This is a genomic window from Streptomyces sp. NPDC029169 (assembly GCF_055563935.1).
In genome coordinates, this window is sequence record NZ_JBVHXA010000008.1 from 226,469 (window position 1) to 249,945 (window position 23,477).

20 protein-coding genes, 1 tRNA gene and 1 riboswitch are annotated in these 23,477 nt (G+C 70.8%); of the genes, 15 read left to right on the forward strand and 6 right to left on the reverse strand.

Going from position 1 to position 23,477, the window contains the following annotated elements:
- Positions 1–2,460 (reverse strand): YfhO family protein (locus tag ACZ4VI_RS17990; protein WP_468000170.1); only part of this gene is annotated, 2,460 nt, incomplete at its 3' end.
- A gap of 124 nt (positions 2,461–2,584) precedes the next feature.
- Here ACZ4VI_RS17990 and ACZ4VI_RS17995 point away from each other — a divergent pair.
- The 3 genes from ACZ4VI_RS17995 (at position 2,585) to ACZ4VI_RS18005 (ending at position 5,307) form a co-directional block, all read left to right on the forward strand.
- Positions 2,585–3,580 carry a glycosyltransferase family 2 protein gene (locus ACZ4VI_RS17995; protein WP_468000171.1) on the forward strand — a complete coding sequence of 332 codons (996 nt, stop codon included), beginning with the start codon at positions 2,585–2,587 and terminating at the stop codon, positions 3,578–3,580.
- Positions 3,581–3,661: 81 nt separating this feature from the next.
- Positions 3,662–4,306, forward strand: coding sequence for a SurA N-terminal domain-containing protein (locus ACZ4VI_RS18000; protein ID WP_468000172.1), 645 nt, complete (start codon positions 3,662–3,664; stop codon positions 4,304–4,306).
- A gap of 20 nt (positions 4,307–4,326) precedes the next feature.
- Entirely contained in the window at positions 4,327–5,307 is a 981-nt protein-coding gene (locus ACZ4VI_RS18005; protein ID WP_468000173.1) for a nucleoside triphosphate pyrophosphohydrolase, read from the forward strand.
- A 226-nt stretch (positions 5,308–5,533) separates the two neighbouring features.
- Here ACZ4VI_RS18005 and ACZ4VI_RS18010 read toward each other — a convergent pair whose 3' ends face one another.
- On the reverse strand, positions 5,534–6,730 hold the full coding sequence (locus ACZ4VI_RS18010; RefSeq protein WP_468000174.1) for a globin domain-containing protein: 1,197 nt from the start codon (positions 6,728–6,730) through the stop codon (positions 5,534–5,536).
- Positions 6,731–6,828: 98 nt separating this feature from the next.
- Here ACZ4VI_RS18010 and ACZ4VI_RS18015 point away from each other — a divergent pair, with 98 nt between their 5' ends.
- The 9 genes from ACZ4VI_RS18015 to ACZ4VI_RS18055 all read left to right on the forward strand — a co-directional run bounded on the left by ACZ4VI_RS18015 (position 6,829) and on the right by ACZ4VI_RS18055 (position 17,171).
- Complete coding sequence (locus tag ACZ4VI_RS18015) at positions 6,829–8,070, forward strand: cytochrome P450 family protein (protein WP_468000175.1); 1,242 nt, start codon at positions 6,829–6,831, stop codon at positions 8,068–8,070.
- A gap of 114 nt (positions 8,071–8,184) precedes the next feature.
- Positions 8,185–9,141, forward strand: coding sequence for a transglycosylase family protein (locus ACZ4VI_RS18020; protein WP_468000176.1), 957 nt, complete (start codon positions 8,185–8,187; stop codon positions 9,139–9,141).
- 265 nt (positions 9,142–9,406) lie between these two features.
- A riboswitch (cyclic di-AMP (ydaO/yuaA leader) is annotated at positions 9,407–9,582 on the forward strand.
- Between the two features lie 3 nt (positions 9,583–9,585).
- Entirely contained in the window at positions 9,586–10,281 is a 696-nt protein-coding gene (locus ACZ4VI_RS18025; RefSeq protein WP_468000177.1) for a transglycosylase family protein, read from the forward strand.
- Between the two features lie 295 nt (positions 10,282–10,576).
- The gene (eno, locus tag ACZ4VI_RS18030) at positions 10,577–11,863 is read left to right on the forward strand and encodes a phosphopyruvate hydratase (RefSeq protein ID WP_260230112.1); all 1,287 of its coding nucleotides are present in this window, start codon (positions 10,577–10,579) and stop codon (positions 11,861–11,863) included.
- An 88-nt stretch (positions 11,864–11,951) separates the two neighbouring features.
- Positions 11,952–12,416 (forward strand): FtsB family cell division protein, encoded by a 465-nt coding sequence (locus tag ACZ4VI_RS18035; RefSeq protein ID WP_468000178.1) that lies wholly within the window; start codon positions 11,952–11,954, stop codon positions 12,414–12,416.
- A 58-nt stretch (positions 12,417–12,474) separates the two neighbouring features.
- On the forward strand, positions 12,475–13,008 hold the full coding sequence (locus ACZ4VI_RS18040; RefSeq protein WP_468000179.1) for a DUF501 domain-containing protein: 534 nt from the start codon (positions 12,475–12,477) through the stop codon (positions 13,006–13,008).
- Positions 13,005–13,919, forward strand: coding sequence for a Ppx/GppA phosphatase family protein (locus ACZ4VI_RS18045; RefSeq protein WP_468000180.1), 915 nt, complete (start codon positions 13,005–13,007; stop codon positions 13,917–13,919). Before ACZ4VI_RS18040 ends, ACZ4VI_RS18045 begins: the two co-directional genes overlap by 4 nt.
- Before the next feature lie 380 nt (positions 13,920–14,299).
- Positions 14,300–15,697: an NAD(P)/FAD-dependent oxidoreductase gene (locus tag ACZ4VI_RS18050; RefSeq protein WP_468000181.1), complete on the forward strand. Its 1,398-nt coding sequence runs from the start codon at positions 14,300–14,302 to the stop codon at positions 15,695–15,697.
- 175 nt (positions 15,698–15,872) lie between these two features.
- A complete protein-coding gene (locus ACZ4VI_RS18055) occupies positions 15,873–17,171 on the forward strand; it encodes a class I SAM-dependent methyltransferase (RefSeq protein ID WP_468000182.1) in 1,299 nt (432 codons plus the stop codon).
- 68 nt (positions 17,172–17,239) lie between these two features.
- On the opposite strand, the gene ACZ4VI_RS18060 is transcribed toward ACZ4VI_RS18055, so the two are convergent.
- Both ACZ4VI_RS18060 and ACZ4VI_RS18065 read right to left on the reverse strand, forming a co-directional pair.
- Positions 17,240–19,771 carry an ABC transporter permease gene (locus ACZ4VI_RS18060; RefSeq protein ID WP_468000183.1) on the reverse strand — a complete coding sequence of 844 codons (2,532 nt, stop codon included), beginning with the start codon at positions 19,769–19,771 and terminating at the stop codon, positions 17,240–17,242.
- An 89-nt stretch (positions 19,772–19,860) separates the two neighbouring features.
- Positions 19,861–20,631, reverse strand: coding sequence for an ABC transporter ATP-binding protein (locus ACZ4VI_RS18065; RefSeq protein ID WP_468000184.1), 771 nt, complete (start codon positions 20,629–20,631; stop codon positions 19,861–19,863).
- A 390-nt stretch (positions 20,632–21,021) separates the two neighbouring features.
- On the opposite strand from ACZ4VI_RS18065, the gene ACZ4VI_RS18070 reads away from it, so the two are divergent.
- Both ACZ4VI_RS18070 and ACZ4VI_RS18075 read left to right on the forward strand, forming a co-directional pair.
- A tRNA-Leu gene (locus tag ACZ4VI_RS18070) sits at positions 21,022–21,103 on the forward strand.
- Between the two features lie 111 nt (positions 21,104–21,214).
- A complete protein-coding gene (locus ACZ4VI_RS18075) occupies positions 21,215–22,099 on the forward strand; it encodes a Bax inhibitor-1/YccA family protein (protein ID WP_468000185.1) in 885 nt (294 codons plus the stop codon).
- A 56-nt stretch (positions 22,100–22,155) separates the two neighbouring features.
- Here ACZ4VI_RS18075 and ACZ4VI_RS18080 read toward each other — a convergent pair whose 3' ends face one another.
- Positions 22,156–22,722 (reverse strand): TetR/AcrR family transcriptional regulator, encoded by a 567-nt coding sequence (locus ACZ4VI_RS18080; RefSeq protein WP_468000186.1) that lies wholly within the window; start codon positions 22,720–22,722, stop codon positions 22,156–22,158.
- A 70-nt stretch (positions 22,723–22,792) separates the two neighbouring features.
- Complete coding sequence (locus ACZ4VI_RS18085) at positions 22,793–23,023, reverse strand: DUF4287 domain-containing protein (RefSeq protein WP_355114563.1); 231 nt, start codon at positions 23,021–23,023, stop codon at positions 22,793–22,795.
- A gap of 100 nt (positions 23,024–23,123) precedes the next feature.
- On the opposite strand from ACZ4VI_RS18085, the gene ACZ4VI_RS18090 reads away from it, so the two are divergent.
- Positions 23,124–23,471 (forward strand): hypothetical protein, encoded by a 348-nt coding sequence (locus ACZ4VI_RS18090; RefSeq protein ID WP_468000187.1) that lies wholly within the window; start codon positions 23,124–23,126, stop codon positions 23,469–23,471.
- The last annotated feature ends 6 nt before the right edge of the window (positions 23,472–23,477 follow it).

Here is a 23,477-nt window from a genome sequence, read left to right on the forward strand (position 1 = left end):
AAGGACGGGCAAAAAAAAGAAAACAAACCGGTGGGGGGGTTTTTTCCCTCCCAACAAGGGGGGGGGTTTTTGGGGGGGGGGTGGGGGGGGAGGGGGGGGGGGGGGGGGGGGAAGCGGCGCCCCCCCCCCCCGCCTCCGCCACAGCACCCACACCCCCAGCAGCACCGCCGCAGCGCAGCCCATGCCCAGCCCCGCCCGCAGCCCCGGTGGGCGGAAGTCGCAGCTCACCGAGGACTGGCCGTCGACGCGCAGAGCCAGCAGCCCGCCGTACGAGTCCGCCGGGCGGCCCTCGCAGGTCCAGCCCGCGATCCTCGGGGCCGCGACCACCACCGTCCCCCTCGTCCCCGGCGGGAGTTCCGCGCGGATGCCGCTGTCCGTGACGTCGACCGACACCGCGGCCGAGGCCTTCAGGCGCGCGACGGCGGAAGCCAGCCGGTCCCGGTCCAGGCAGCCGACCTCGTGGTCACCGCCGCGCTTCCCCTTCAGGACCACCGTCGTGCCCGCCTTCTCCTGGACGCCCAGTGAGCTCAGCGCCGCCCTCCGCTTCGGCATCTCCCCGGTCATCTTCAGCGGCCTGCCGCCCGCGCCGAGCCGGGCCGTCCCCCGGAAGTCGGGGGCCCAGAGGAAGACCTCGCTGCCGACCGGGCAGACCCCGTCGGCCGGCACCTCGTACACCCGGGACCCCAGCAGCATCTCCTGGTTACGGAACGGAGAGGCCCCGTACCGAGGCGCGGCGGCCCCCTCCGGACGTACCGTCACCAGCGGCAGCACCGGCCCCGTCCGCACCAGGGACTCGCCCCGCCACCGCGCGCCGACTCCGAACAGGGCGTCCGTCACCGGGTTGTCCAGGCTCTGCAGATTCCGGCCGCGCGACGTCCAGCCGCCGCCGAGCGAGGCCAGCGTCTCCGTCAGCACGGACGGCGTGTGGCTGCTGTAGTACGCGGCGCCCTGGCCGCCGAAGAGCATCGGCTCGTTGCCCGTGATCTGCTCGCGGCCCGAGTCGGTGCGGTACGCCGGCCAGCCGTCGGCCGCGCCGAGCGCCGCCGTCCGCCGGTCCTGCTCCGCGCCCCAGGCCGGGTAGTCGTCGAGCCGGCCGAGCCGCTCCCGGTCCGCGTACGCCGTCGTCGCGGCCGCCTGACCGACGAGCGCCCCCGACAGAAGCACCGCCGCCACCACCGGGAGCCGCCCGCGCCCGGCCAGCCACAGCCCACCGCAGGCCGCCGCCAGTCCGAGGACGAGCAGCGGGTACGACCAGCCGGTCACGTGCTCGCTGGTCACCGCCCCCACGCCGACCGCCGCCACCACGCCCGCCCCGCCGAGCAGGGCGCGCCGCCCTGGCCAGCCGTACGAGAGGACGGTCCAGGCGGCGAGGACCAGGACGCCGGACAGGACGAACGTCTGCCGGTACGGGCTCCCGTTGGGGGTGGCGAACACATGCCACACCAGGTGGGTGGGTCCCCACTGCATCGACACCGCGACCGCGACCGCGAACCCGGCCCACAGCCGCCGCTCCCGCCGCGGCACCGTGCGGTGGAAGAGCAGGGCGCCGGCGAGCACCAGGGTCCCCGTGCCCAGGAACGCGGCGGGGGTGGTGAAGCTGTACGTCGCGGGCAGCAGCCGTGCGAAGAAGTCCGTCCAGCCGGCCGGCTGGAACTCGTTCGTCCAGCCCGGGTACGCGCGCGTGGAGCCGAGGAACACCGGTACGAGGATCGGCGCGGCGAGCCCGATCCCGAGCAGCACGGTCACCACCGCCCGTACGACCACCCGGACGCGCAGCTCACGCGCCGCCGCGAGCCGGACCAGGAGGACGAGCGCGGCGCCGATGGTCGCCATGTACGCGGTGTAGAAGTTGCCGACCCAGCACAGCGCGACGACCAGCGGACCGAGCAGCGGCCTGCGCCCCTGCCGTACCCACTCGCCGACCAGGCACAGCAGCGGGAAGGCGATCAGCCCGTCGAGCCACATCGGGTTGTACGTGGCCTCGATGACCGACCAGCCGCACAGCCCGTACGACGCGCCGAGCACCGCCGCCGCCCACCACACGCCCGGGCGGAACCGCAGCAGCGTCACGGTCATGGCGGCCGCCGCCGCGGCCATCTTCAGGATCGTGACGACATAGACCGCGTACTCGATGTCCTCGCGTGGGAAGAGCGCCACGAGCAGCGCGAACGGGCTGCCGAGGTACGTCCCGAGGTCGGGCAGGAAGCTGGTGCCCCAGCCGGACTGCCAGTTGAGCAGCAGCCCGCCGTCCGCCCGTCCGTGCAGGAGGTCCCAGAGACGGGCGTGGTACGGGACGAACTGGTTGGCCAGGTCGTTGACCGCGCGGCGCTCCGGCCCGAAGGGGAAGGTGCGGGCGACCGCGTCCCCGGCGCACACGGCGAGCGCGGTGAGGAGGGCGGCGAGGGACGCGGCGAGGCCGGCGGAGCGGCCCACGGCCGCCGGAGTCGTCTGAGCAGGCATGATGGAGCGAATATGCCAGTACGAACCACGAAATGGTGATCCAGCGGGGCCAGTTCACGCAATGGTCGCCTTGTCGTCATGTTTCGAATCGGCCGGAGACATCCAGGTGCGTTGTCGTGTTCTCGTGCTGCTCTCGATCGTGGTCCCGTGTTTCAACGAAGAGGAGATCATCGGTCGCTTCCACGACCATGTGACCGCAGAACTCTCCCGTTTCGACGGAGAATTCGAGCTGGTCTACGTGGACGACGGAAGTCACGACCGGACCCTCCCTCTCCTGGAGGAGATCGCCGCCTCCGACCCCCGCGCCCGTTACGTCTCCTTCAGCCGGAACTTCGGCAAGGAGGCCGCGATGCTGGCCGGCCTCCAGCACGCCGACGGTGACGCGGTCGTCATCATGGACGCCGACCTCCAGCATCCGCCGGAGCTCGTGCACCGCATGGTGGCCCTGCACTCCGAGGGGTACGACCAGGTCATCGCCCGGCGCACCCGCAAGGGCGACCGGGTCACCCGCACCCTGACCGCGCGCGCCTACTACTGGGCGATCAACCGGCTCGTGGACGTCGAGCTGGTGGACGGCGTCGGCGACTTCCGGCTGCTCTCCCGCCGTACCGTCGACGCGATCCTCGGACTCACCGAGTACAACCGCTTCTCCAAGGGCCTTTTCGCCTGGGTCGGATTCCGCACCACCACATTCGAGTACGAGAATGCGGTGCGCGAGCAGGGCCGCTCGAAATGGACCTTCGGAAAGCTGCTCAACTACGGACTCGACGGGCTGCTCTCCTTCAACAACAAGCCGCTGCGGGCCGCCGTCTATCTGGGAATGATCCTGGTCTCGGTGGCACTGGCGTACGCGGCCTGGATCGTCGGTGACGCGCTGCTGAACGGCGTCGACACGCCCGGATACGTCACCCTGCTCGTCATCGTCACGGCGCTGGCCGGCGTCCAGATGGTGATGCTGGGGCTCGTGGGCGAGTACGTAGGCCGTATCTACTACGAGGTCAAGCGGCGTCCGCACTTCCTGGTGAAGGCGACGAACGCGGACGTTCCCGGGCTGATCGGGCCCCGGACCGCCACCACCGGAACACGTGAGTCGTTGATCGAGACAGTCACGTCGAAGTAGTGGCCCCGGCCACGACGACTGCCTACCATCGATCACCGCAAGGTCGTTCAACTGACGCACGACCCACGCCGGGAGGCTCCTTTGCACCGCCGCACTGCGCTCGCCGTCTCCGCCGCGCTCCTCGCCGCGGCTCCGCTGCTCGCCGCCTGCGGCGGTGAGGCCCACCCAGGGGCGGCGGCCGTCGTCGGCGGTGAACGGATCGAGGTGACCAGCCTCCAGGCGCAGGTGCGGGACGTGCGGGCGGCGCAGGAGGCGTCTCCGCAGGCGGCGCAGCTGATCCAGGCCACCGGCGACCTCAGCCGCGAGAAGCTCAACGTGATGATCTTCGACCGGGTGGTGGACCAGGTCGCCGAGGACCACGGGGTCACCGCCTCGCGCGCCGAGATCCAGCAGGCCCGGGCCGACTTCACCCGGCAGAGCGGCGGCGAGGAGCAGCTCGCCGCGACGCTGCTCCAGCAGCAGGGCGTCGCCCCCGACCAGATCGACGGGGTCGTCCGGCGCACGGTCCTGATGAACAAGATCGCCGCCAAGCTGGGCATCGCGAATACCCCCGAGGGCCAGCAGAAGCTCACCGAGGTCTTCACCGCGGCCTCCAAGAAGCTCGATATCGACGTGAACCCGCGCTTCGGCGCGTGGGACGACGCGAAGATCCAGCTGGGTACGTACACGGCGCCGTGGGTACGGCAGATCAGCCAGGAGCCGGCGGGCGTGGAGGCGGGCGCGTAGCGCAACGTAAGGTCGGAAGGGTGAACGCCGAATCACCCGTCGAGCCGCCCCTTGAGCCCGGCCGCATCGTCCTGCTCACCGCCAGCCACCGCGTGGCGCCCGGACTGCTGTCCTGGCCCGCGTGGCAGGCGCTGCACGGCGCCGACCGGGTGCTGTGCGCCGACGAGCACCACCCGCAGCTGCCGTACCTCCGCGAGGCGGGCGTGGCCGTGGAGCACGCCCGACCGGCCGCGCAGGAGTTGGTCGAGGCGTGCGCCGGGGGCCGGACGGTCGTCGTCCTGCCCTCCGGCGAGGGCGACCAGACGCTCACCGACGGGCTCGCCCGGCTCGCCGGCTCCGGCCGCGTCACGATGCCCGACCTGGAGCTGCTGCCCGGCTCGTACGACCTCCCCGGCGCCCGCCTCCTCGACCTGGTGCAGGTCATGGACCGCATCCGGCGCGAGTGCCCGTGGTCCTCGCGGCAGACGCACAAGGGGCTCGCCAAGTACGGCATCGAGGAGGCGTACGAACTCGTCGAGGCGATCGAGGAGGGCGACCGCGAGGAGCTGCGCGAGGAGCTCGGGGACGTCCTGCTCCAGGTCGTCTTCCACGCCCGGATCGCGGAGGAGGACGAGGAGGAACCGTTCTCCGTCGACGACGTCGCCGGGACGATCGTGGAGAAGCTGATCCACCGCCACCCGCACGTCTTCGGCGACGCGACGGCCGAGACGCCGGAGGAGGTCAAGGCGCACTGGCTGCGCACGAAGGCGATCGAGAAGCAGCGCGAGTCCGTCACCGACGGGGTCCCGCTCGGCCAGCCCGGCCTGGCCCTCGCCGCGAAACTGGCGGGCCGGGTGCGGCAGGCGGGCCTCGACATCGAGATCCCGAAGGGCGAGGGCATCGGCTACGAACTCCTGACCCTCGCCGCCCGCGCGGAAGCCTCGGGCGTCGACCCGGAAGCAGCCCTCCGAGCGGCGGCCCGCGCCTACCGAGACACGATCCGAGCGGCAGAGGGCCAGTAGCCCGCCCCGTTGTGGGCATTCGTTCCGCCGGGGCGGAACGGGTGGGCACAACGGACGGCGCCCTTGCAGGCGCCTCTGCCCCTTGTGCCCGGCGCCCCCGAGGGCCCTACACGTGCAACGGCCTCGGGGTGCGGGGGCCCTTCGAGCGGACGCGCCCGCAGGGGCGCCGTCCCGTGTGCCCACCCGTCCCGCCCCAGCGGGACGATTGCCCACACGGGGGGCGGGGTCAAGGCCGAGGGGACCGGGCCTCCGGATCGTGCCAGTGGGGATCCGGGCCGGCGATCAGCCATTCTGCCGGGCCCATCGGGCGGAGGGGCGTCGTCGGCAAGCGGTCGTGGTGGATTCGGGGGGCGCCCAGGTCGTTCAGGGCCGGGAGGGTCTCCGTCAGGAAGGGCGGGGGGCCTGCGACGTAGACGTCGTGGGAGGGCCAGTTGCCGCAGGCGTACAGCGCGTGGAGCAGCCGCTCGGTCGCCTGGTCGCGCGGGTGGCGGGGCGCGGAGGTGATGTACGTGACCTTCAGCCCGGGTATCCGTTCCCGCAGGCGCTCCGCGTCCCCCCTCCCGTACAGGTACTCCTTCGCCCGCGCCACCAGGAAGAGCCGCGCCTCCACCCCCTCCGGACGGCCCTCCGCCACCTCCTCCAAGAGCGCCTTGACGGGCGCCCAGCCCGTCCCCGCGGCGATGTAGCTGCGCGGGTCGCCCGCCGCGGTCCGCGCCGTCAGCGCGCCGCCGGGCGCGCTCAGCCGCAGCGGCTCGCCCTCCCGCGCCCCGTCCACCAGCGCCGTGCTCATCGCCCCGCCCGGGATCCGGCTCACATGCAGATCCACCGTCCCGTCCGCGCGCACCGCGTTGGCCAGCGAGTACGTCCGCCACACCCTCGGCACCCGCAGCGAGCTGACGCTGACGTACTGCCCCGGCCGGTACGGAAAAGGGCGGCGCGGTTTCAGCGTCAGCACCGCCAGGTCCTCGCCCAGCCGCTCGTGCCGGACCACCACCGCGTCCCACCACGCCGGCTCCCCGTCCGCCTCCGCCTCCTCCGCGCCCCGCACCATCAGCTCGGCGACGTACCCGTACGCCTCGCTCCACGCCTTCTCCGCCTCGACGCTCCACGCGGCCCCGGCGGCATGGGCGAACGCGGCGGTCAGGCTGGTGCCGACGGCAGCGTAGAGCGCGGGGGAGGCCAGGAACTTGCGGTGGTCGCGGCCCAGATGGGCCAGGTACTCCGGGAGGCCGGGGTCCTCCAGGTGGGTCACGACATGGGTGAGCGCGGCGAAGAGCCGGTCGCGCTGCGCCCGCATGTCCTCGGGGAAGAGCTCGCGGACGCCCGGGTGGTGCCAGAACAGATGGGAGTAGAAGAAGGTGACGGCATGCTCGGCCCGTCTCTCGACGACGGCGAACGTGCTTCTGAGCAACTGGACATCCACGCCGGAGAATCTAGGCCACGCGTCTTCACCGGACGATCACATCTCAGGGACCGGTCCGCCCGGAGGCCGGCGCTCCACCGACCTTGTACCGTCTCAGGGTGAGCACGCCCCCCGCCCCCGAGCTCTTCACCTGGGAGTTCGCCACCGACCCGTACCCCGCCTACGCCTGGCTGCGCGAGCACGCGCCCGTGCACCGGGCGAAGCTGCCCAGCGGGGTCGACGCCTGGCTGGTGACGCGGTACGCGGACGCCCGGCAGGCCCTCGCCGACCCGCGGCTGTCGAAGAACCCGGCGCATCACGACGAGCCCTCGCACGCCAAGGGCAAGACCGGGATCCCGGGGGAGCGCAAGGCCGAGCTGATGACGCATCTGCTCAATATCGACCCACCCGACCACACCCGGCTGCGCCGGCTGGTCTCCAAGGCGTTCACCCCGCGCCGCGTCGCCGAGTTCGCGCCCCGGGTGCAGGAGCTGACGGACCAGCTCATCGATTCGTTCGCGGCCAACGGCACCGCCGACCTCATCCACGAGTTCGCCTTCCCGCTGCCCATCTACGCCATCTGCGACCTGCTCGGAGTGCCGCGCGAGGACCAGGACGACTTCCGGGACTGGGCCGGGATGATGATCCGGCACGGCGGAGGGCCGCGCGGCGGGGTGGCGCGGTCGGTCAAGAAGATGCGCGGCTATCTCGCGGAGCTGATCCACCGCAAGCGGCTCGATCCCGGCGACGACCTGATCTCTGGGCTCATCAAGGCCTCCGACCACGGCGAGCACCTCACCGAGAACGAGGCCGCCGCGATGGCCTTCATCCTTCTCTTCGCCGGCTTCGAGACCACCGTCAACCTGGTCGGGAACGGGGTGTACGCCCTGCTTCGCCATCCCGACCAGCGCGCCCGCCTCCAGGCCTCGCTCGCCGCCGGGGAACGGGACCTCCTGGAGACCGGCGTCGAGGAGCTGCTGCGCTACGACGGGCCGGTGGAGCTGGCGACCTGGCGGTACGCCATGGAGCCGCTGACGATCGGCGGGCAGGAGATCCCGGCCGGCGACCCGGTCCTCGTCGTGCTGGCCGCCGCCGACCGCGACCCGGCGCGCTTCGACGAGCCGGACACGCTCGATCTGTCCCGGCGCGACAACCAGCACCTCGGCTACGGGCACGGCATCCACTACTGCATCGGCGCCCCGCTCGCCAGGCTCGAAGGGCAGATCGCGCTCGCGACGCTGCTGACTCGCCTGCCCGACCTGCGACTTGCCGTCGATCCTGCCGATCTGCGGTGGCGCGGCGGGCTCATCATGCGTGGATTGCGCACGCTTCCTGTCGAGTTCGCACCAGTTGCGAACTGACGGGTCGTCAAGACTGTGACTTTTACGTGATCTCCGCTGCATCGACTTGTGACTGACGTTCGAATGCCGCTACGTTCACCGTCACCTCAGCAGTCACGCGAAAGGCAGCTCCGCATGCGCTCCGGGAACGGACGACACCGCAGACCCCGCCAGGCACCCGCCATCGTCGTCGCCGCAGGCGTGACGGGATCGGCCCTCGCGCTGCCCCTCCTGGGTGCGGGCTCGGCCTCCGCCGCCGATGCCGCGACCTGGGACCGCGTCGCCGAGTGCGAGTCGGGCGGCCTGTGGAGCGCCCACTTCGGCAACGGGCTCTACGGCGGGCTCCAGTTCACCCAGGAGACCTGGGAGAGGTACGGCGGTCTGGCGTACGCGACGAGCGCGGACCTCGCCAGCCGTGCCCAGCAGATCGCGGTGGCCGAGAAGGCGTTCGCCGCGGGTGACACGCAGTGGGCGACCTGTGCCCCGATCGCCGGGCTCACGAAGGGCGGCGCCACGCCCGATGTCGACCCCGGTCCGGCCGTCACGCCGGTGGAGCCCACGGGTCCGCTCCCGGAGTCGAACCGGACCGTCGGCCTCCCGGCCGACTCCGAGGCCTCTTCCAGTCCTTCCTCCAGCCCCTCGGCCGCGCCCGCACAGCCGGACGCCTCTGCGACCCCCGGGGCCCCGTCCCCGACCGTCACGCCGTCCGCGCCCGTGACCGAGGGCACCGGCAAGCACCGTGGTGACGCCGCCCCGGAGGAGACGGGTCATACGGACAAGGCGCCTGAAACGGGCCGACATGCCTCCCCGTCCGATGTGCCGGCACCTGGCGCGGATTCGATGAATCCGGACGGCAGTAGGGACACTCCGGACAACAGGGCTTCTCGGAACATTCGGGACGCTATCGGCGAATACACCGTCAAGCCGGGCGACAACCTCACCGAGATCGCCCAGGAGAACGAGCTCCCGGGTGGCTGGAGTGCCCTCTACGACGCCAACCGCGCGACGGTGGGCGACGACCCCGACCTCATCCTCCCTGGCCAGAGCCTCGACCTCGACATCGACCTCGTGAGCGAGACAGCCCCGAAGTAGGGGCAGTTCGGGGTCGTATGTCCGGTTCTGTTCAAGTGAGACATGAGTCTCTTTGTCTCAACTGGCGCGCCTCGTCCGCAAACTCTGCTTCCGTCACCTCTCACCTGCGTAAACACCCTTCGTCCCGAAGCGAGTAGGGGCGTTTTGTCCCCCATGGGCGTCTTTGAACTTCCCCCGGGTCTGTGTCTACGGTCGTCACCGCTCGCCACCGCGGGCCCCGTCGACCGGTACGCCGAATCCTGCCGTCGGCCGATGGGAACAGTCGTCGCGTCATGCGCCGAAGGCAGGAGCGGGGGACCCAAGGTAAGTGCCGTCCCCGGCCGTTGAGACAGACGGCCGACGGACCGGCTTGGGGTGAAGCCGCGCGCTGGGTCGCGCGGCCGGGCAACTCACATGGCCCGAACCCGACAGCTCACCTCGTAGGCGTCGGTGAGGAGAAGTCCCATGCTGTTTTCCGCCAAGGGCAAACACCGTCGTCCCTCCAAGGCCACCCGCGCCGTCGCCCTCGCCGGTGTCGCCGGTGTCGCCGTCGCCGCCCCGCTGATGACCGCCGGGTCCGCCTCGGCCGCCACCACCTCCGAGTGGGACACCGTCGCCCAGTGCGAGTCCGGCGGCAACTGGTCCATCAACACCGGCAACGGCTACTACGGCGGCCTGCAGTTCGCCGCCTCCACCTGGGCCGCCTACGGTGGCACCGCGTACGCCGCCACCGCCGACCAGGCCTCGAAGTCGCAGCAGATCACGATCGCCGAGAAGGTCCTGGCCGGCCAGGGCAAGGGTGCCTGGCCGAGCTGCGGCGTCGGCCTCTCCAACGCCGCGTACGACGGCGGCGCCGCCGAGCAGAGCGCCCCGCAGCAGCCGGAGCGTCAGGCCGAGCAGCCGACGACCCGCAGCGAGCAGCGGACCGCCCCGAAGGCCGAGTCCAAGAAGGCCGAGTCCAAGAAGACCGTCACCACCCCGGCCGGCAAGAAGGTCAAGAAGGGTGACGGCGAGTACAAGGTCGTCGCCGGTGACACCCTGAGCAAGATCGCCGCCGCCCACGACGTCAAGGGCGGCTGGGAGAAGCTCTTCGAGCTCAACAAGGACGTCGTCGAGGACGCCGACCTGATCTACCCGGGCCAGCAGCTTCACCTGAAGTGAGCCCGGCGGCTCGTGTGAGTCCGGCGGCTCACACGGGTCCCACGACCCTCCCGCGGTGACCACCCCGGTCCGGAGCGACTCCCCCCGTGCGCTCCGGGCCGGGGTTCCGCCCGTTCAGCGTTACCCATGAGTAGGTACGGGTCTTTTGCCCCCGGATGCATGCCCTTGGGTCCTTTTTCGTCCCAGGGGGCGGGCGCCCGGCTGGCTGGAGCCCGGGAGCCGGTTAGGCTCTTGTCGCAAGGCCGAAGCGACTTTGCATCGCAGCGTCACATCCAGCGTCACATCCCAGAAGGAGATGCTCGTGCCGTCCATCGACGTCGTCGTAGCCCGGGAAATCCTGGACTCCCGAGGCAACCCCACGGTCGAGGTCGAGGTCGGCCTCGACGACGGCAGCACCGGCCGTGCTGCCGTTCCGTCCGGTGCCTCCACCGGTGCGTTCGAGGCCATTGAGCTCCGTGACGGAGACAAGAACCGCTACCAGGGCAAGGGCGTCGAGAAGGCCGTCCTCGCCGTGATCGAGCAGATCGGGCCGGAGCTCGTCGGCTACGACGCCACCGAGCAGCGCCTGATCGACCAGGCCATGTTCGACCTGGACGCCACGGACAACAAGGCCTCCCTCGGCGCCAACGCCATCCTCGGCGTCTCCCTCGCCGTCGCGCACGCCGCGTCCGAGGCCTCCGACCTCCCGCTCTTCCGCTACCTCGGCGGCCCGAACGCGCACCTGCTGCCCGTTCCGATGATGAACATCCTGAACGGCGGCTCGCACGCCGACTCCAACGTGGACATCCAGGAGTTCATGATCGCGCCGATCGGCGCGGAGTCCTTCTCCGAGGCCCTGCGCTGGGGCACCGAGGTCTACCACACCCTCAAGTCCGTCCTGAAGACCAAGGGCCTGTCCACCGGCCTCGGCGACGAGGGCGGCTTCGCCCCGAACCTGGACTCCAACCGCGAGGCGCTCGACCTCATCCTGGAGGCCATCAAGCAGGCCGGCTACGCCCCGGGCAAGGACATCGCGCTGGCGCTCGACGTCGCCGCTTCCGAGTTCTACAAGGACGGCTCGTACGAGTTCGAGGGCAAGTCCCGCTCGGCCGCCGAGATGACCGAGTACTACGAGGAGCTCGTCTCCGCGTACCCGCTGGTCTCCATCGAGGACCCGCTGTTCGAGGACGACTGGGACGGCTGGAAGGTCCTCACCGACAAGCTGGGCTCCAAGGTCCAGATCGTCGGCGACGACCTGTTCGTCACCAACCCGGAGCGCCTGGCCCGCGGCATCGAGGACGGCGCCGCCAACGCGCTGCTCGTCAAGGTCAACCAGATCGGTTCGCTGACCGAGACCCTGGACGCCGTCGAGCTGGCCCAGCGCAACGGCTTCAAGTGCATGATGTCCCACCGCTCCGGTGAGACCGAGGACGTCACCATCGCCGACCTCGCCGTCGCCACCAACTGCGGCCAGATCAAGACCGGCGCCCCGGCCCGCTCCGAGCGCGTCGCCAAGTACAACCAGCTCCTGCGCATCGAGGAGATCCTCGACGACGCGGCGGTCTACGCCGGTCGCAGCGCGTTCCCGCGCTTCAAGGGCTGATCCCGAAGCACACGCGGTTACCTACGTCCCCGCACGCGGTCCCGTACCGTGTGCGGGGACGTTCGTACGTATAAGGGGAGGCGCGCACATGGCCCGGGACCGGTTCTCGACCGCGACCAGGATCAAGCTGCTCGGTGAGCAGACCGCCGCCCGTGTCTACCGCTCCCAGACCCGCCGTCAGGCGCGCCGCTCCCGGCTCACCGGCCGCGCGGCCTTCCTCGCCCTGGTCGTCTGCTCGCTGGTGGTCGCGCTCGCCTACCCCATGCGGCAGTACGTCTCCCAGCGTGCCGAGATCGCCGAGCAGCAGCGCCAGGCCGCCGAGGCCGCTGCGCGCGTGGAGGAGCTGCGGGACGAGAAGGCCCGCCTCCAGGACCCCGCGTACATCCGCCGGCTCGCCCGTGAGCACCTGCACTACGTGGTGCCCGGCGAGACCGGTTTCACCGTGAACGACCCCGAGGCCGAGCGGGCCCGGCGCACCGAGCAGGGCGCGGCCGACCGCCCCTGGTACTCCGACCTCTGGGACGGCGTCGACCGCGCGGACGCGCGCCGCTAGCGCGCCGACGCGAGATGATGACCAACGACCGCCCCCGACGAGAAGACAAGACGTAACGATGGAAACGCCCCCTCCGCAGACCGCACGCACCGAGCCGACCGAGGCGGACGTCGCCGCCTTCGAGGCGCAGCTCGGCCGCCCGCCCCGGGGGCTGCGCGCCATCGCGCACCGCTGCCCCTGCGGCAACCCGGACGTCGTCGAGACCGCGCCGCGGCTCCCGGACGGCACCCCGTTCCCCACGACGTACTACCTGACCTGCCCCCGCGCCGCCTCCGCGATCGGCACGCTCGAGGCCAACGGGGTCATGAAGGAGATGCAGGCCAGGCTCTCCACCGACCCGGAGCTGGCCGCCGCCTACCGGGCCGCGCACGAGGACTACATCGCCCGCCGTGACGCCATCGAGGTCCTGGAGGGCTTCCCGAGCGCCGGCGGCATGCCCGACCGGGTCAAGTGCCTGCACGTCCTGGTCGGCCACTCGCTGGCCGCGGGACCCGGCGTGAACCCGCTGGGCGACGAGGCGATCGCGATGCTGCCGGAGTGGTGGGCCAAGGGCCCCTGCGTGACTCCGCAGGCGGAAGGGGAGGAGAAGTGACCCGGGTCGCCGGCATCGACTGCGGTACGAACTCCATCCGCCTCCTCGTCGCCGACGTCCACCCCGAGACGGGTGAGCTGATCGAGCTGGAACGGCGGATGACGATCGTCCGCCTCGGCCAGGGCGTCGACAAGACGGGCCGCCTCGCGCCCGAGGCGCTGGAGCGGACCTTCGCCGCCTGCCGTGAGTACGCGGCCGTCATCAAGGAGCTCGGCGCCGAGCGGCTGCGCTTCGTGGCCACCTCCGCCTCCCGTGACGCCGAGAACCGCGAGGAGTTCGTCGCAGGCGTCCTGGACATCCTGGGCGTCGAGCCCGAGGTGATCACCGGCGACCAGGAGGCCGAGTTCTCCTTCACCGGCGCCACGAGCGAGCTGCACGGCACGGAGAAGTACCTCGTCGTGGACATCGGCGGCGGCTCGACCGAGTTCGTCGTCGGCAACAAGCACGTCGAGGCCGCCCGGTCCGTCGACATCGGCTGCGTCCGGCTCACCGAACGGCACATCCGCAGCGACCCGCCGGCCGCCGCCGAGGTCGAGGCGGTCGTGACCGACATCCGTGCGGCCCTCGACCTGGCCGAGCAGCAGGTCCCGATCAACGAGGCCGACACCCTCGTCGGCCTCGCCGGTTCCGTCACGACGGTCGCCGCGATCGCGCTCGGCCTGGAGGAGTACGACTCCGAGAAGATCCACCGCTCCCGGATCTCCTTCGACCAGGTCGCCGAGGTCGTCGGCCGCCTGCTCGTCTCCACCCACGAAGAGCGCGCCGCGATCCCCGTCATGCACCCGGGACGGGTCGACGTGATCATCGCCGGGTCGCTCGTTCTGCTGGAGATCATGGAGCGGACCGGGGCCCGGGAGGCCCTCGTCAGCGAGCACGACATTCTGGACGGAATCGCACTGTCCGTGGCGTAACGGGCACCCGGCGACGCGTCCGGAAACCGTCCGCCGACCGCCCGGCGGAAAAGTTCGTGAAGTTCTTCACAAGGAAAAGGGCCCTGATGGGGGCTGAGGAGGGCCATAGGGGCCTCCAGGGCCCCTGTCGGGGCTCTTTCGCAGGCGAGGAGCCCAGTTCGCTCGATGTTTCCATCGTGTGAATGCACCCGGTGGTTCGGCGTTAACAGCCGCTCTCCGGGCCAGTTCAGTAGGGGTGAACAACGTTCGCCCCTGCACCTTGGTTCCTTTGCACGACCATGACCTGGGTCACGTGGGCGGCGGAGTGTAGCAGAGGTGCCCCACAAGCTTGTGAAGGGGCGCACGAGCGACCCCCCTGAGTGGGGTGGATACTCGGATGCATGAGCACCACGGAGCGTCCCAGGATCCTCGTAGTAGGCGGTGGGTACGTAGGCCTGTACGCAGCTCGACGCATCCTCAAGAAGATGCGTTACGCGGAAGCGACCGTCACGGTCGTGGACCCGCGCTCGTACATGACGTACCAGCCCTTCCTCCCCGAAGCCGCCGCAGGCAGCATCTCGCCGCGCCACGTCGTCGTCCCGCTGCGACGCGTCGTGCGTGGAGCCGAGGTGCTCACCGGCCGCGTCACCACCATCGACCAGGACCGCAAGGTCGCCACGATCGCGCCGCTCGTCGGCGAGGCGTACGACCTGCCGTTCGACTACCTGGTCATCGCGATGGGCGCGGTCTCCCGCACCTTCCCGATCCCCGGCCTGGCCGAGCAGGGCATCGGCATGAAGGGCGTGGAGGAGGCCATCGGCCTCCGCAACCACGTCCTGGAGCAGCTGGACAAGGCCGACTCGACGACCAACGAGGACGTCCGCCGCAAGGCGCTCACCTTCGTCTTCGTGGGCGGCGGCTTCGCCGGCGCGGAGACCATCGGCGAGGTCGAGGACATGGCCCGCGACGCGGCGAAGTACTACACCAACGTGAAGCGCGAGGACATGCGCTTCATCCTGGTCGACGCCGCCGACAAGATCCTTCCCGAGGTCGGCCCGGAGCTGGGCCGCTGGGGCAAGGAGCACCTCGAGGGCCGCGGCATCGAGATCTACCTCTCGACGTCGATGGACTCCTGCGTCGACGGCCACGTCGTGCTGAAGAACGGCCTCGAGGTCGACTCCAACACGATCGTGTGGACCGCGGGCGTCAAGCCCAACCCGGCGCTGGCCCGCTTCGGCCTCCCGCTCGGCCCGCGCGGCCACGTGGACGCCCAGCCGACCCTCCAGGTCACTGGCACCGACTACATCTGGACCGCCGGCGACAACGCCCAGGTTCCGGACCTCGCCGCCCGCAAGGCCGGTGTGGAGAACGCCTGGTGCCCGCCGAACGCCCAGCACGCGCTGCGCCAGGCGAAGGTCCTCGGCGACAACGTGGTCTCCGGCATGCGGGGCTTCCCGCAGAAGGAGTACTCGCACTCCAACAAGGGCGCTGTCGCGGGTCTCGGCCTGCACAAGGGCGTCGCCATGATCGTCATGGGCAAGATGAAGATCAGGCTCAAGGGCCGGCTCGCCTGGTACATGCACCGTGGCTACCACGGCATGGCCGTGCCGACCTGGAACCGCAAGATCCGCGTCTTCGCCGACTGGACCCTCGCGATGTTCCTCAAGCGTGAGGTCGTCTCCCTCGGTGCCATCGAGTCGCCGCGCGAGGAGTTCTACGAGGCCGCCAAGCCCGCCCCGGCCCCCGCCGCCGCGGCGAGCCAGGAGAAGGCCGGCCAGGAGAAGGCCAAGGCCTCCTAGCCCCACTGGCTCCACCCTGCTGTACCCGAAAGGGCCGTCCGCCATCCGTGGTGCGGACGGCCCTTTCGCGTGTTTTTGCCGAGTCGTTGTGCGGCGGTGGGACTGCATTCGCCTACGGACGGTGTTTACGTGGTGACGAGCATTTCTGGGGCACGACATCACGGAGGTGTGCACCATGGCCGACGCCGCCTTGCGGCTGACCACTCTCGCGGAGGACCTGCTGGGGGCCCCGCTCCCGGTGCGGCTGCGAGCCTGGGACGGCAGCGAAGCCGGTCCCACGGACGGCCCCGTCCTGATCGTCCGGCAGCGCCGCGCCCTGCGCCGGATGCTGTGGAAGCCCGGCGAACTCGGCCTCGCGCGGGCCTGGGTGGCCGGTGAGATCGACGTCGAGGGCGACCTCTACGAGGTCCTGGACCGGCTCGCGGGGGTGCTCTGGGAGCGCGGCGAGGAGACCAGAAGCGCCCTGGAGTCCGTACGCGACCCGAAGCTGCGCGCCGCGGCCGCCGCCCTGCTGAAGCTGGCCGGACCGCTGCCGCCCCCGGCGCCGCCCGCCGAGGAGATGCGCCGCCGCTCCGGATCACGGCACAGCAAGCGCCGCGACAAACAGGCGATCAGTCACCACTACGACGTGGGCAACGACTTCTACGAGCTGGTGCTCGGCCCGTCGATGGTCTACTCGTGCGCGTACTGGACGGACGGCGGCACCCTGGAGGACGCCCAGCGCGACAAGCTGGACCTCATCGCCCGCAAGCTGCGGCTGAAGGAGGGCGACAGGCTCCTCGACGTCGGCTGCGGCTGGGGCTCCATGGCCATCCACGCGGCGCGCGAGTACGGCGCGCAGGTCGTCGGCATCACCCTCTCCCGCGAGCAGGCCGCCTACGCCCGCAAGCGGATCGCCGAGGAGGGCCTGACGGACCGGATCGAGATCCGCGTCCAGGACTACCGGGACGTCAAGGACGGCCCGTACGACGCCATTTCGTCCATCGGCATGGCGGAGCACGTCGGCGCGGTCCGCTACCGCGAGTACGCCGACCTCCTGCACGCCCTGCTCAAGCCGGGCGGCCGGCTGCTCAACCACCAGATCTCCCGCCGCCCCGAACCGGACGAGGACGCCTACCAGGTCGATGCCTTCATCGACGCGTACGTCTTCCCCGACGGCGAACTCGCCCCGATGGGACGCACGCTGACGACCCTTGAGGACGCCGGCTTCGAGGTGCGTGACGTGGAGGCGATCCGCGAGCACTACGCCCTGACGCTGCGGCGCTGGGTGGCCAATCTGGAGGGCGACTGGGACCGGGCCGTACGGAGCACCTCGCCCGGCCGGGCGAGGATCTGGCGGCTCTACATGGCCGCCTCCGCGGTCTCCTTCGAGCGCAACCGGATCGGCGTGAACCAGTTCCTCGCGGTGAAGACGCCGGAGTCCGGGGTCTCGGGCGTGGCGCTGCGGCCGCGGGTGTGGAACGAGAAGCGGTAAGCGGCGTACGTACGGAGAAGGGCCGGGCTCCCCGAGGGGGAACCCGGCCCTTCTTTCCGTACGGTGTCCTACTCGGCCTTGATGGCGGCCAGCATGTTCAGCCTGGCCGCGCTGCGGGCCGGCCACAGGGCCGCCAGGACGCCGACCAGTCCGGCCAGGACCAGGAAGATCCCGATCCGGTCCCAGGGCAGGACCAGCGCGTAGCCCGGCAGGCTGCTCTTGACCGTCTCGCCGATCGCCCAGCCGAGGAACGAGCCGAGGCCGATGCCGACCACCGCTCCGAAGACCGAGATGACCACGGCCTCCAGACGGACCATCCGCTTCACGCGGCGCCGGTCCAGACCGATCGCCCGCAGCATGCCGATCTCCTGCTGACGCTCGAAGACGGACATCGCCAGGGTGTTCACGACGCCCAGGATCGCGATGAGCAGGGCCATCGCAAGCAGCCCGTACATGATGTTCAGCATCAGGTTGATCTGGCCGCCGAACAGGTCACGGATGTCCTTGTGGTCCATGACGGTGACGGCCGGGTTGTCGCCCATCGCCTTCGCGAGCGCCTTCTCGTTGGCCGCGGAGGCGCCGCCGTCCATCGAGACGTAGATCTCCCGGATGTAGGGCTGCTGCTCGTGCGCGTTGATGATCTTCGCGTCGATCAGGACCGGTGAGACGAACTCGCTGTCCTCGAAGACCGCGCCGACCGTCAGCTTGCCCTTCTGCTTGTCCCCGTACTCGACCGGCAGCGTGTCGCCGACCTTCCAGCCCTGCTTGGTCGCCGTCTTCTCGGCGACCGCGATGTGCCCCTTGCCGAGGGAGCTCAGCGAGCCCTGCACGGTGTTGAGCTTGATGAGCTTCTCGATGTCGCCGGGGGTGACACCGGAGGCCGAGACGTCCTTGCCCTTGAGGGCGAACCAGCCGGCCTGCTGCGGCGAGACGGCGGTGACGCCGGGGGCCTTCTCGATCGCGGTGAGCGCGTCCTTGTTCAGGCCCTGGCCGCTGGCCATGGAGACCATGTAGTCGGCGCGGATCTGGTCCGTCGTCATCTTGTCGAGGGCCGCGCCGACCGTCGTACCGAGCACGGTGAGGCCGGTGACCAGGGTCAGACCGATGGCGAGCGCGGAGGCCGTGGCGCCGGTACGGCGGGGGTTGCGGACCGCGTTCAGGCCGGCGAGCTTGCCGGAGACCCCGAAGACGCCGACGAAGAGCGGGCGGATGACGGCGATCACCGGGCGGGAGAGCAGCGGGATCAGCACGATCACACCGATGAGGGTGAGGAAGGCGCCGCCCGCGATGAACATCCGGCCGTCGTCGCCACCCTTGCCCGCGCCGAGCACGATCAGGACCGCGCCGAGCGCGGTGATCGCGGCGCCGATGGAGTTGCGGACCACGAGGGACTTGGTCGTCGCGGCGGCGTGGACGCTGCTCATCGCGGCGACCGGCGGGATCTTCGCGGCGCGGCGGCCGGGCAGCCAGGCGGCGAGCATGGTGATCTTGATGCCGACGGCGAGCGCGGCGATGACCGGGGCGGTGCCGAGGACCAGCGGGCCGCCCGGCACCTTCAGGTCGAAGGCGTTCATGCCCGAGCGCAGTCCGACGGCCAGCGCGATGCCCAGGCCGTAGCCGACGGCCGAGGCGACCAGGCCGACCAGACCGGCCTCGACGAGGACGGATCGGGTGATCTGCCTGCGCGAGGCACCGACGGCGCGCATCAGCGCGAGTTCCTTCGTGCGCTGGGCGACCAGCATGGTGAAGGTGTTGGCGATCAGGAAGATGCCGACGAAGAGGGCGATGCCGGCGAAGCCGAGCAGCACCTGCTTCAGCGCGCCGAGCCCGGCCTCGATGTCACGGGCCTGCTGCTCGGCGAGTGCCTGGCCGGTCTGGGCCGTGGCGGCCTTCGGGACGACCTTCAGGACCTCGTCGAGGAGCTTGTCGGCGTCGGTGCCGGGGGCGGCGACGACGGTGGCGTCCTGGTAGTAGCCCGGCTTCACGAACTGCTTCTGGGCGACGGAGTTGTCGAAGAGGACGAGGCTGCCGCCGGCGCTGACGGCGCCGTCGTCGGTGGTGAAGACACCGGAGAGGGTGTACTCCTTCACCGGGCCGTTGGTGGCGACGCGGACGATGTCGCCGACCTTGTAGCCGCCCTTGGCGGCGGAGTCCTTGTCGAGCGCGATCTGGCCGTCCTGCACCGGGCCCGCGCCCTGGGTGAAGTCGTACGCCGGATCCTTGCCGTCGGCGCCCGGGGCGAAGTTGGTCCCCTTGTTGGACCAGCCGACGCCGATCAGCTTGCCGTCCTTGTCGGGCACACCGGCGAAGCCGTCGACGCGCCCGGTGACGGAGGCGACGCCGTCGACCTTGCCGATGCGGTCGATCACGGCCTGGGAGAGGCCGGGCGTCTTGGCGGCCTCCTCCGGGCTCGGGTGGAGGCTGACGGCGACGGCGACGTCGTCGTAGCTCTTGGCCGACTGGTTGCGGAAGGCCTGGGAGAGGGTGTCGGTGAAGACCAGGGTGCCGGAGACGAAGGCCACGCCGAGCATGACGGCGAGCACGGTCATCAGCAGCCGGGCCTTGTGCGCGAACACGTTGCGCAAGGCGGTACGGAACATGGGTGTGTGTCCTGGGGTGGAGCGCCCCCTGCGTGCGGGGGCGGAACGTCGAAGGGCTGCGGGGGTCCGGGGCGCGGGGCCCAGGGGCGTCAGCTGGTGCGGCCCTTCGCGTCGAAGGCCTTCATGCGGTCGAGGACGCCGTCCGCCGTCGGGGCGAGCATCTCGTCGACGATCCGGCCGTCCGCGAGGAAGACGACCCGGTCCGCGTAGGACGCGGCGACCGGGTCGTGGGTGACCATGACGACCGTCTGCCCCAGCTCGCGCACCGAGTTGCGCAGGAAGCCCAGGACCTCCGCGCCCGAGCGCGAGTCCAGGTTTCCGGTCGGCTCGTCACCGAAGATGATCTCGGGGCGGGAGGCCAGCGCGCGGGCCACGGCGACTCGCTGCTGCTGGCCGCCGGAGAGCTGCGCGGGGCGGTGGCTCAGCCGGCCGGACAGGCCGATCATGTCGATGACCTTCTCCACCCACTGCTTGTCGGGCCTGCGGCCCGCGATGTCCATCGGCAGCGTGATGTTCTCGAGCGCCGTCAGCGTCGGCAGCAGGTTGAACGCCTGGAAGATGAAGCCGATCTTGTCCCGGCGCAGCTGGGTCAGCTGCTTGTCCTTGAGGGTGCCGAGCTCCGTCTCGCCGAGGCGGACCGAGCCGGAGCTGAAGGAGTCCAGACCCGCGACGCAGTGCATCAGGGTCGACTTGCCGGAGCCGGAGGGGCCCATGATCGCGGTGAACTCGCCCTGCCGGAAGTCCACGGTGACCCGGTCCAGGGCGACCACCTGGGTCTCACCCTGTCCGTAGACCTTCGAGAGATCCGTGGCGCGGGCGGCCACCGCGGTGGCGCGGGACACGGTGGGGGTGGTGGTCACGAGGGGGACTCCTGTCACTTCGGTGCGTTCGGGAACCACTCCATCGTGTCGAGCGTTGAGGGCCCGGTCGTCCGCCCACGTGCCCGTTCCAGGGGCCGACTGGAGTCGGACCGCGGAGCCCGGCCCTCCTCCTGAGGTATGACGGGATCCCTGAGAGCCGGGTACCCCCCGGGGGAGTGCCGCGCGGGGCGTGCCGAGGCGGCGACTTTCCGTCATTCCGGCGGACGGGTCTTTGCGGGCGCGATCCCTGTCACAGTTCGTCAGATGGGGCCCCACCTGCGCTGACGCACACTCAGACGTCAATAAAATAAGACAACATCGGGCCAGGGTTCCGCTGAACGAGGGAAGCGTCCCGATAGGCTCATGTGCCAACGCGGAGCCGCGCGCCATGCCCGGATGGTGGAATGCAGACACGGCGAGCTTAAACCTCGCTGGCCTTCGGGCCGTACCGGTTCGAGTCCGGTTCCGGGCACAGCTCATCATCGCGCCCGCGAAAGATCCTCCCCGGGCACTAGAGAGTTTCTTTTGCTTCCCTATTACTCTTGTGGCAAGGCTGCGCAGTGCGGCCGCATGGAGGAGTGAGATGAGGAGCAGCAACCCGGTCTTCTCGCGACGGGGGTTCAGCCGCGACAACGGCTACGCGCAGCAGCCGCAGGCCGGGGGCCCCGCCGTCGCCAGTCCGTACGCCGGCAACCCGTTCGCCGAGGGCGCGGCCAACCCGTACGCCACGAACCCGTACGCGCAGGACACCCAGCTCGGTGCCCCGCAGCAGGCCCGCGGCAATGTGATGACGATCGACGACGTCGTGAGCCGTACGGCCATGACGCTCGGCACGGTCGTGATCTTCGCCGCCCTGTCGTGGATCGTCATGCCGGTCGACCCGGCGAACATCGGCAAGTCCTACGGCATCGCTGTCGGAGCCGCCCTGGTGGCCTTCGTCCTGGCGATGGTGCAGTCCTTCAAGCGCAAGGCCTCGCCCGCGCTGATCCTGTCCTACGCGGCGTTCGAGGGTGTCTTCCTCGGCGTCATCTCGGCCACCGTCTCGACCTACATCTCGCCCGGTGTGGTCGCGCAGGCGGTGCTCGGCACGATGGCGGTCTTCGCCGGTGTGCTGATCGCGTACAAGATGCGCTGGATCCGCGTCACCCGCCGCTTCTACGGCTTCGTGATGGCGGCCGCGATCGGCTTCATCCTGCTGATGGCGGTCAACGCGCTCTTCTCGCTCTTCGACGGCGCCGGTGACGGCCTGGGCTTCCGCAGCGGCGGCCTCGGCATCCTCTTCGGCGTCATCGGCATCATCCTCGGTGCCTGCTTCCTCGCCCTGGACTTCAAGCAGGTCGAGGACGGCGTGACGTACGGCGCTCCGCGCGAGGAGTCCTGGCTGGCGGCCTTCGGCCTCACCCTGACCCTGGTGTGGATCTACCTGGAGATGCTGCGTCTGCTGTCGATCCTGCAGGGCGACGACTGACGCACCCCTGTGTGACGAAGGGCCCGTCCGGCTTCCGGGCGGGCCCTTCCGCGTACCTAGCCTCTGAGCGCCGTGTCCAGGAGCACCTTCGCGGCGTCCTTCGCGCGGGCGGCCGGCTCGGGGGAGCCCTCGATGCCCGCGACGACCATGGCGCCGTTGGCGAGCAGCGCCAGCTGGTCGGCCAGCTCCCCGGGCGCCCCGAGGGACGCGGTCTGCTCGGCGAAGTACCCCCGGAGGGCCTGCTTGTGCCCGCGGGCGATGTCGGCGACGTCCGGGGAGATGCCGCCCATCTCGCCGAACGTGTTGATGAAGGCGCAGCCGCGGAAGCCGGGGTCGGCGAACCACTCGCCGAGGTAGTCGAAGACGTCGAGGGCGCGCTCGTACGGGGTGGTGGCGTGCGCGGCCCCGTGGGCGGCGATGGCCTCCCGTACGGCGCGGTCGCGGCGGTTGAGGACGGCCCACACCAGATGGTCCTTGGACGGGAAGAGCTGGTAGAGGCGCTTGAGCGAGACACCGGACGCGGTGCGGATGGCATCCATGCCGACCGCCTGCACCCCGCGCTCGTCGAAGAGGGCCTCGGCGGCCTCCAGGAGCCGCAGCTCGGCGGTGTCGGTGTCCGTCATCATCGTCCGATCACCCCCCGGAGTGGGAGAACCATCGTTCTCCCACTCTACAGCGGGGGTATCAGAGCGGTCAGAGCAGCCGGCGGGCCGCCCTGCGGAGGTCGTACTCGTGGATGATCGCCTTCGCGTGGCCGTACGCGAGGTCGTGCTCGCCCCGGAGCCAGCTGACCTTCTCCTCGAAGCGGACGAGGGAGGGGCCTTCCTCGACGGTGCGGAGCCAGTCGGAGACTTCACGACCGGTGCAATGGGGGATGCGGGCGAGCAGGTTGCGGTGGGTCTCTTCGGAGAATGCGTGGGACATCGGCGCCTCCGGACGCGTGTTGCCGTGTGCTCCTTCCCGACACCGTGCCCGAGCCTCGGCCCGTTGGCAACAGTCCCGGGAGGGCGCGTAGGGTCGCGGAGTGCTTGATACGAGTGAACTGACCGCCGCCGTCGAACGGTTCGCCGACCGGCTGCGGGCCGCCCCGCAGAGCCGCCTCCGGCGTGGCGCCGCCGCCGAAGGGCTCGCGCTGGCCAGGGAGTTGGCGCTCCGGGCGCAGCGCTTGGAGGAGCCGGGGGAGCCGGGGGAGCCGGCCCAGGCCGGGCGGATCATGCCGGACGCCGGGATCTTCGCGGTCGCCGACCAACTCCTCGTCGCCGGGACCGATCTGGCGGAGGCACTGCGAACGGCCCCGGCCGGCTCCCGGGAACGGGAACTGGGCGAGGCCGTGAGGCTGGTACGGGAGGCCGTGGCGCGGTCGGGGCTGTAGCGGCCT

Bases quoted from the DNA above. Each gene is read 5' to 3' on its own strand.
- ACZ4VI_RS18050 (WP_468000181.1), top strand. From the start codon at position 14,300: ATGAGCACCACGGAGCGTCCCAGGATCCTCGTAGTAGGCGGTGGGTAC.
- ACZ4VI_RS18060 (WP_468000183.1), bottom strand. From the start codon at position 19,771: ATGTTCCGTACCGCCTTGCGCAACGTGTTCGCGCACAAGGCCCGGCTG.
- ACZ4VI_RS18035 (WP_468000178.1), top strand. From the start codon at position 11,952: ATGGCCCGGGACCGGTTCTCGACCGCGACCAGGATCAAGCTGCTCGGT.
- ACZ4VI_RS18085 (WP_355114563.1), bottom strand. From the start codon at position 23,023: ATGTCCCACGCATTCTCCGAAGAGACCCACCGCAACCTGCTCGCCCGC.
- ACZ4VI_RS18055 (WP_468000182.1), top strand. From the start codon at position 15,873: ATGGCCGACGCCGCCTTGCGGCTGACCACTCTCGCGGAGGACCTGCTG.
- ACZ4VI_RS18075 (WP_468000185.1), top strand. From the start codon at position 21,215: ATGAGGAGCAGCAACCCGGTCTTCTCGCGACGGGGGTTCAGCCGCGAC.
- ACZ4VI_RS18025 (WP_468000177.1), top strand. From the start codon at position 9,586: ATGCTGTTTTCCGCCAAGGGCAAACACCGTCGTCCCTCCAAGGCCACC.
- ACZ4VI_RS18040 (WP_468000179.1), top strand. From the start codon at position 12,475: ATGGAAACGCCCCCTCCGCAGACCGCACGCACCGAGCCGACCGAGGCG.
- ACZ4VI_RS18020 (WP_468000176.1), top strand. From the start codon at position 8,185: ATGCGCTCCGGGAACGGACGACACCGCAGACCCCGCCAGGCACCCGCC.
- ACZ4VI_RS18080 (WP_468000186.1), bottom strand. From the start codon at position 22,722: ATGACGGACACCGACACCGCCGAGCTGCGGCTCCTGGAGGCCGCCGAG.
- eno (WP_260230112.1), top strand. From the start codon at position 10,577: ATGCTCGTGCCGTCCATCGACGTCGTCGTAGCCCGGGAAATCCTGGAC.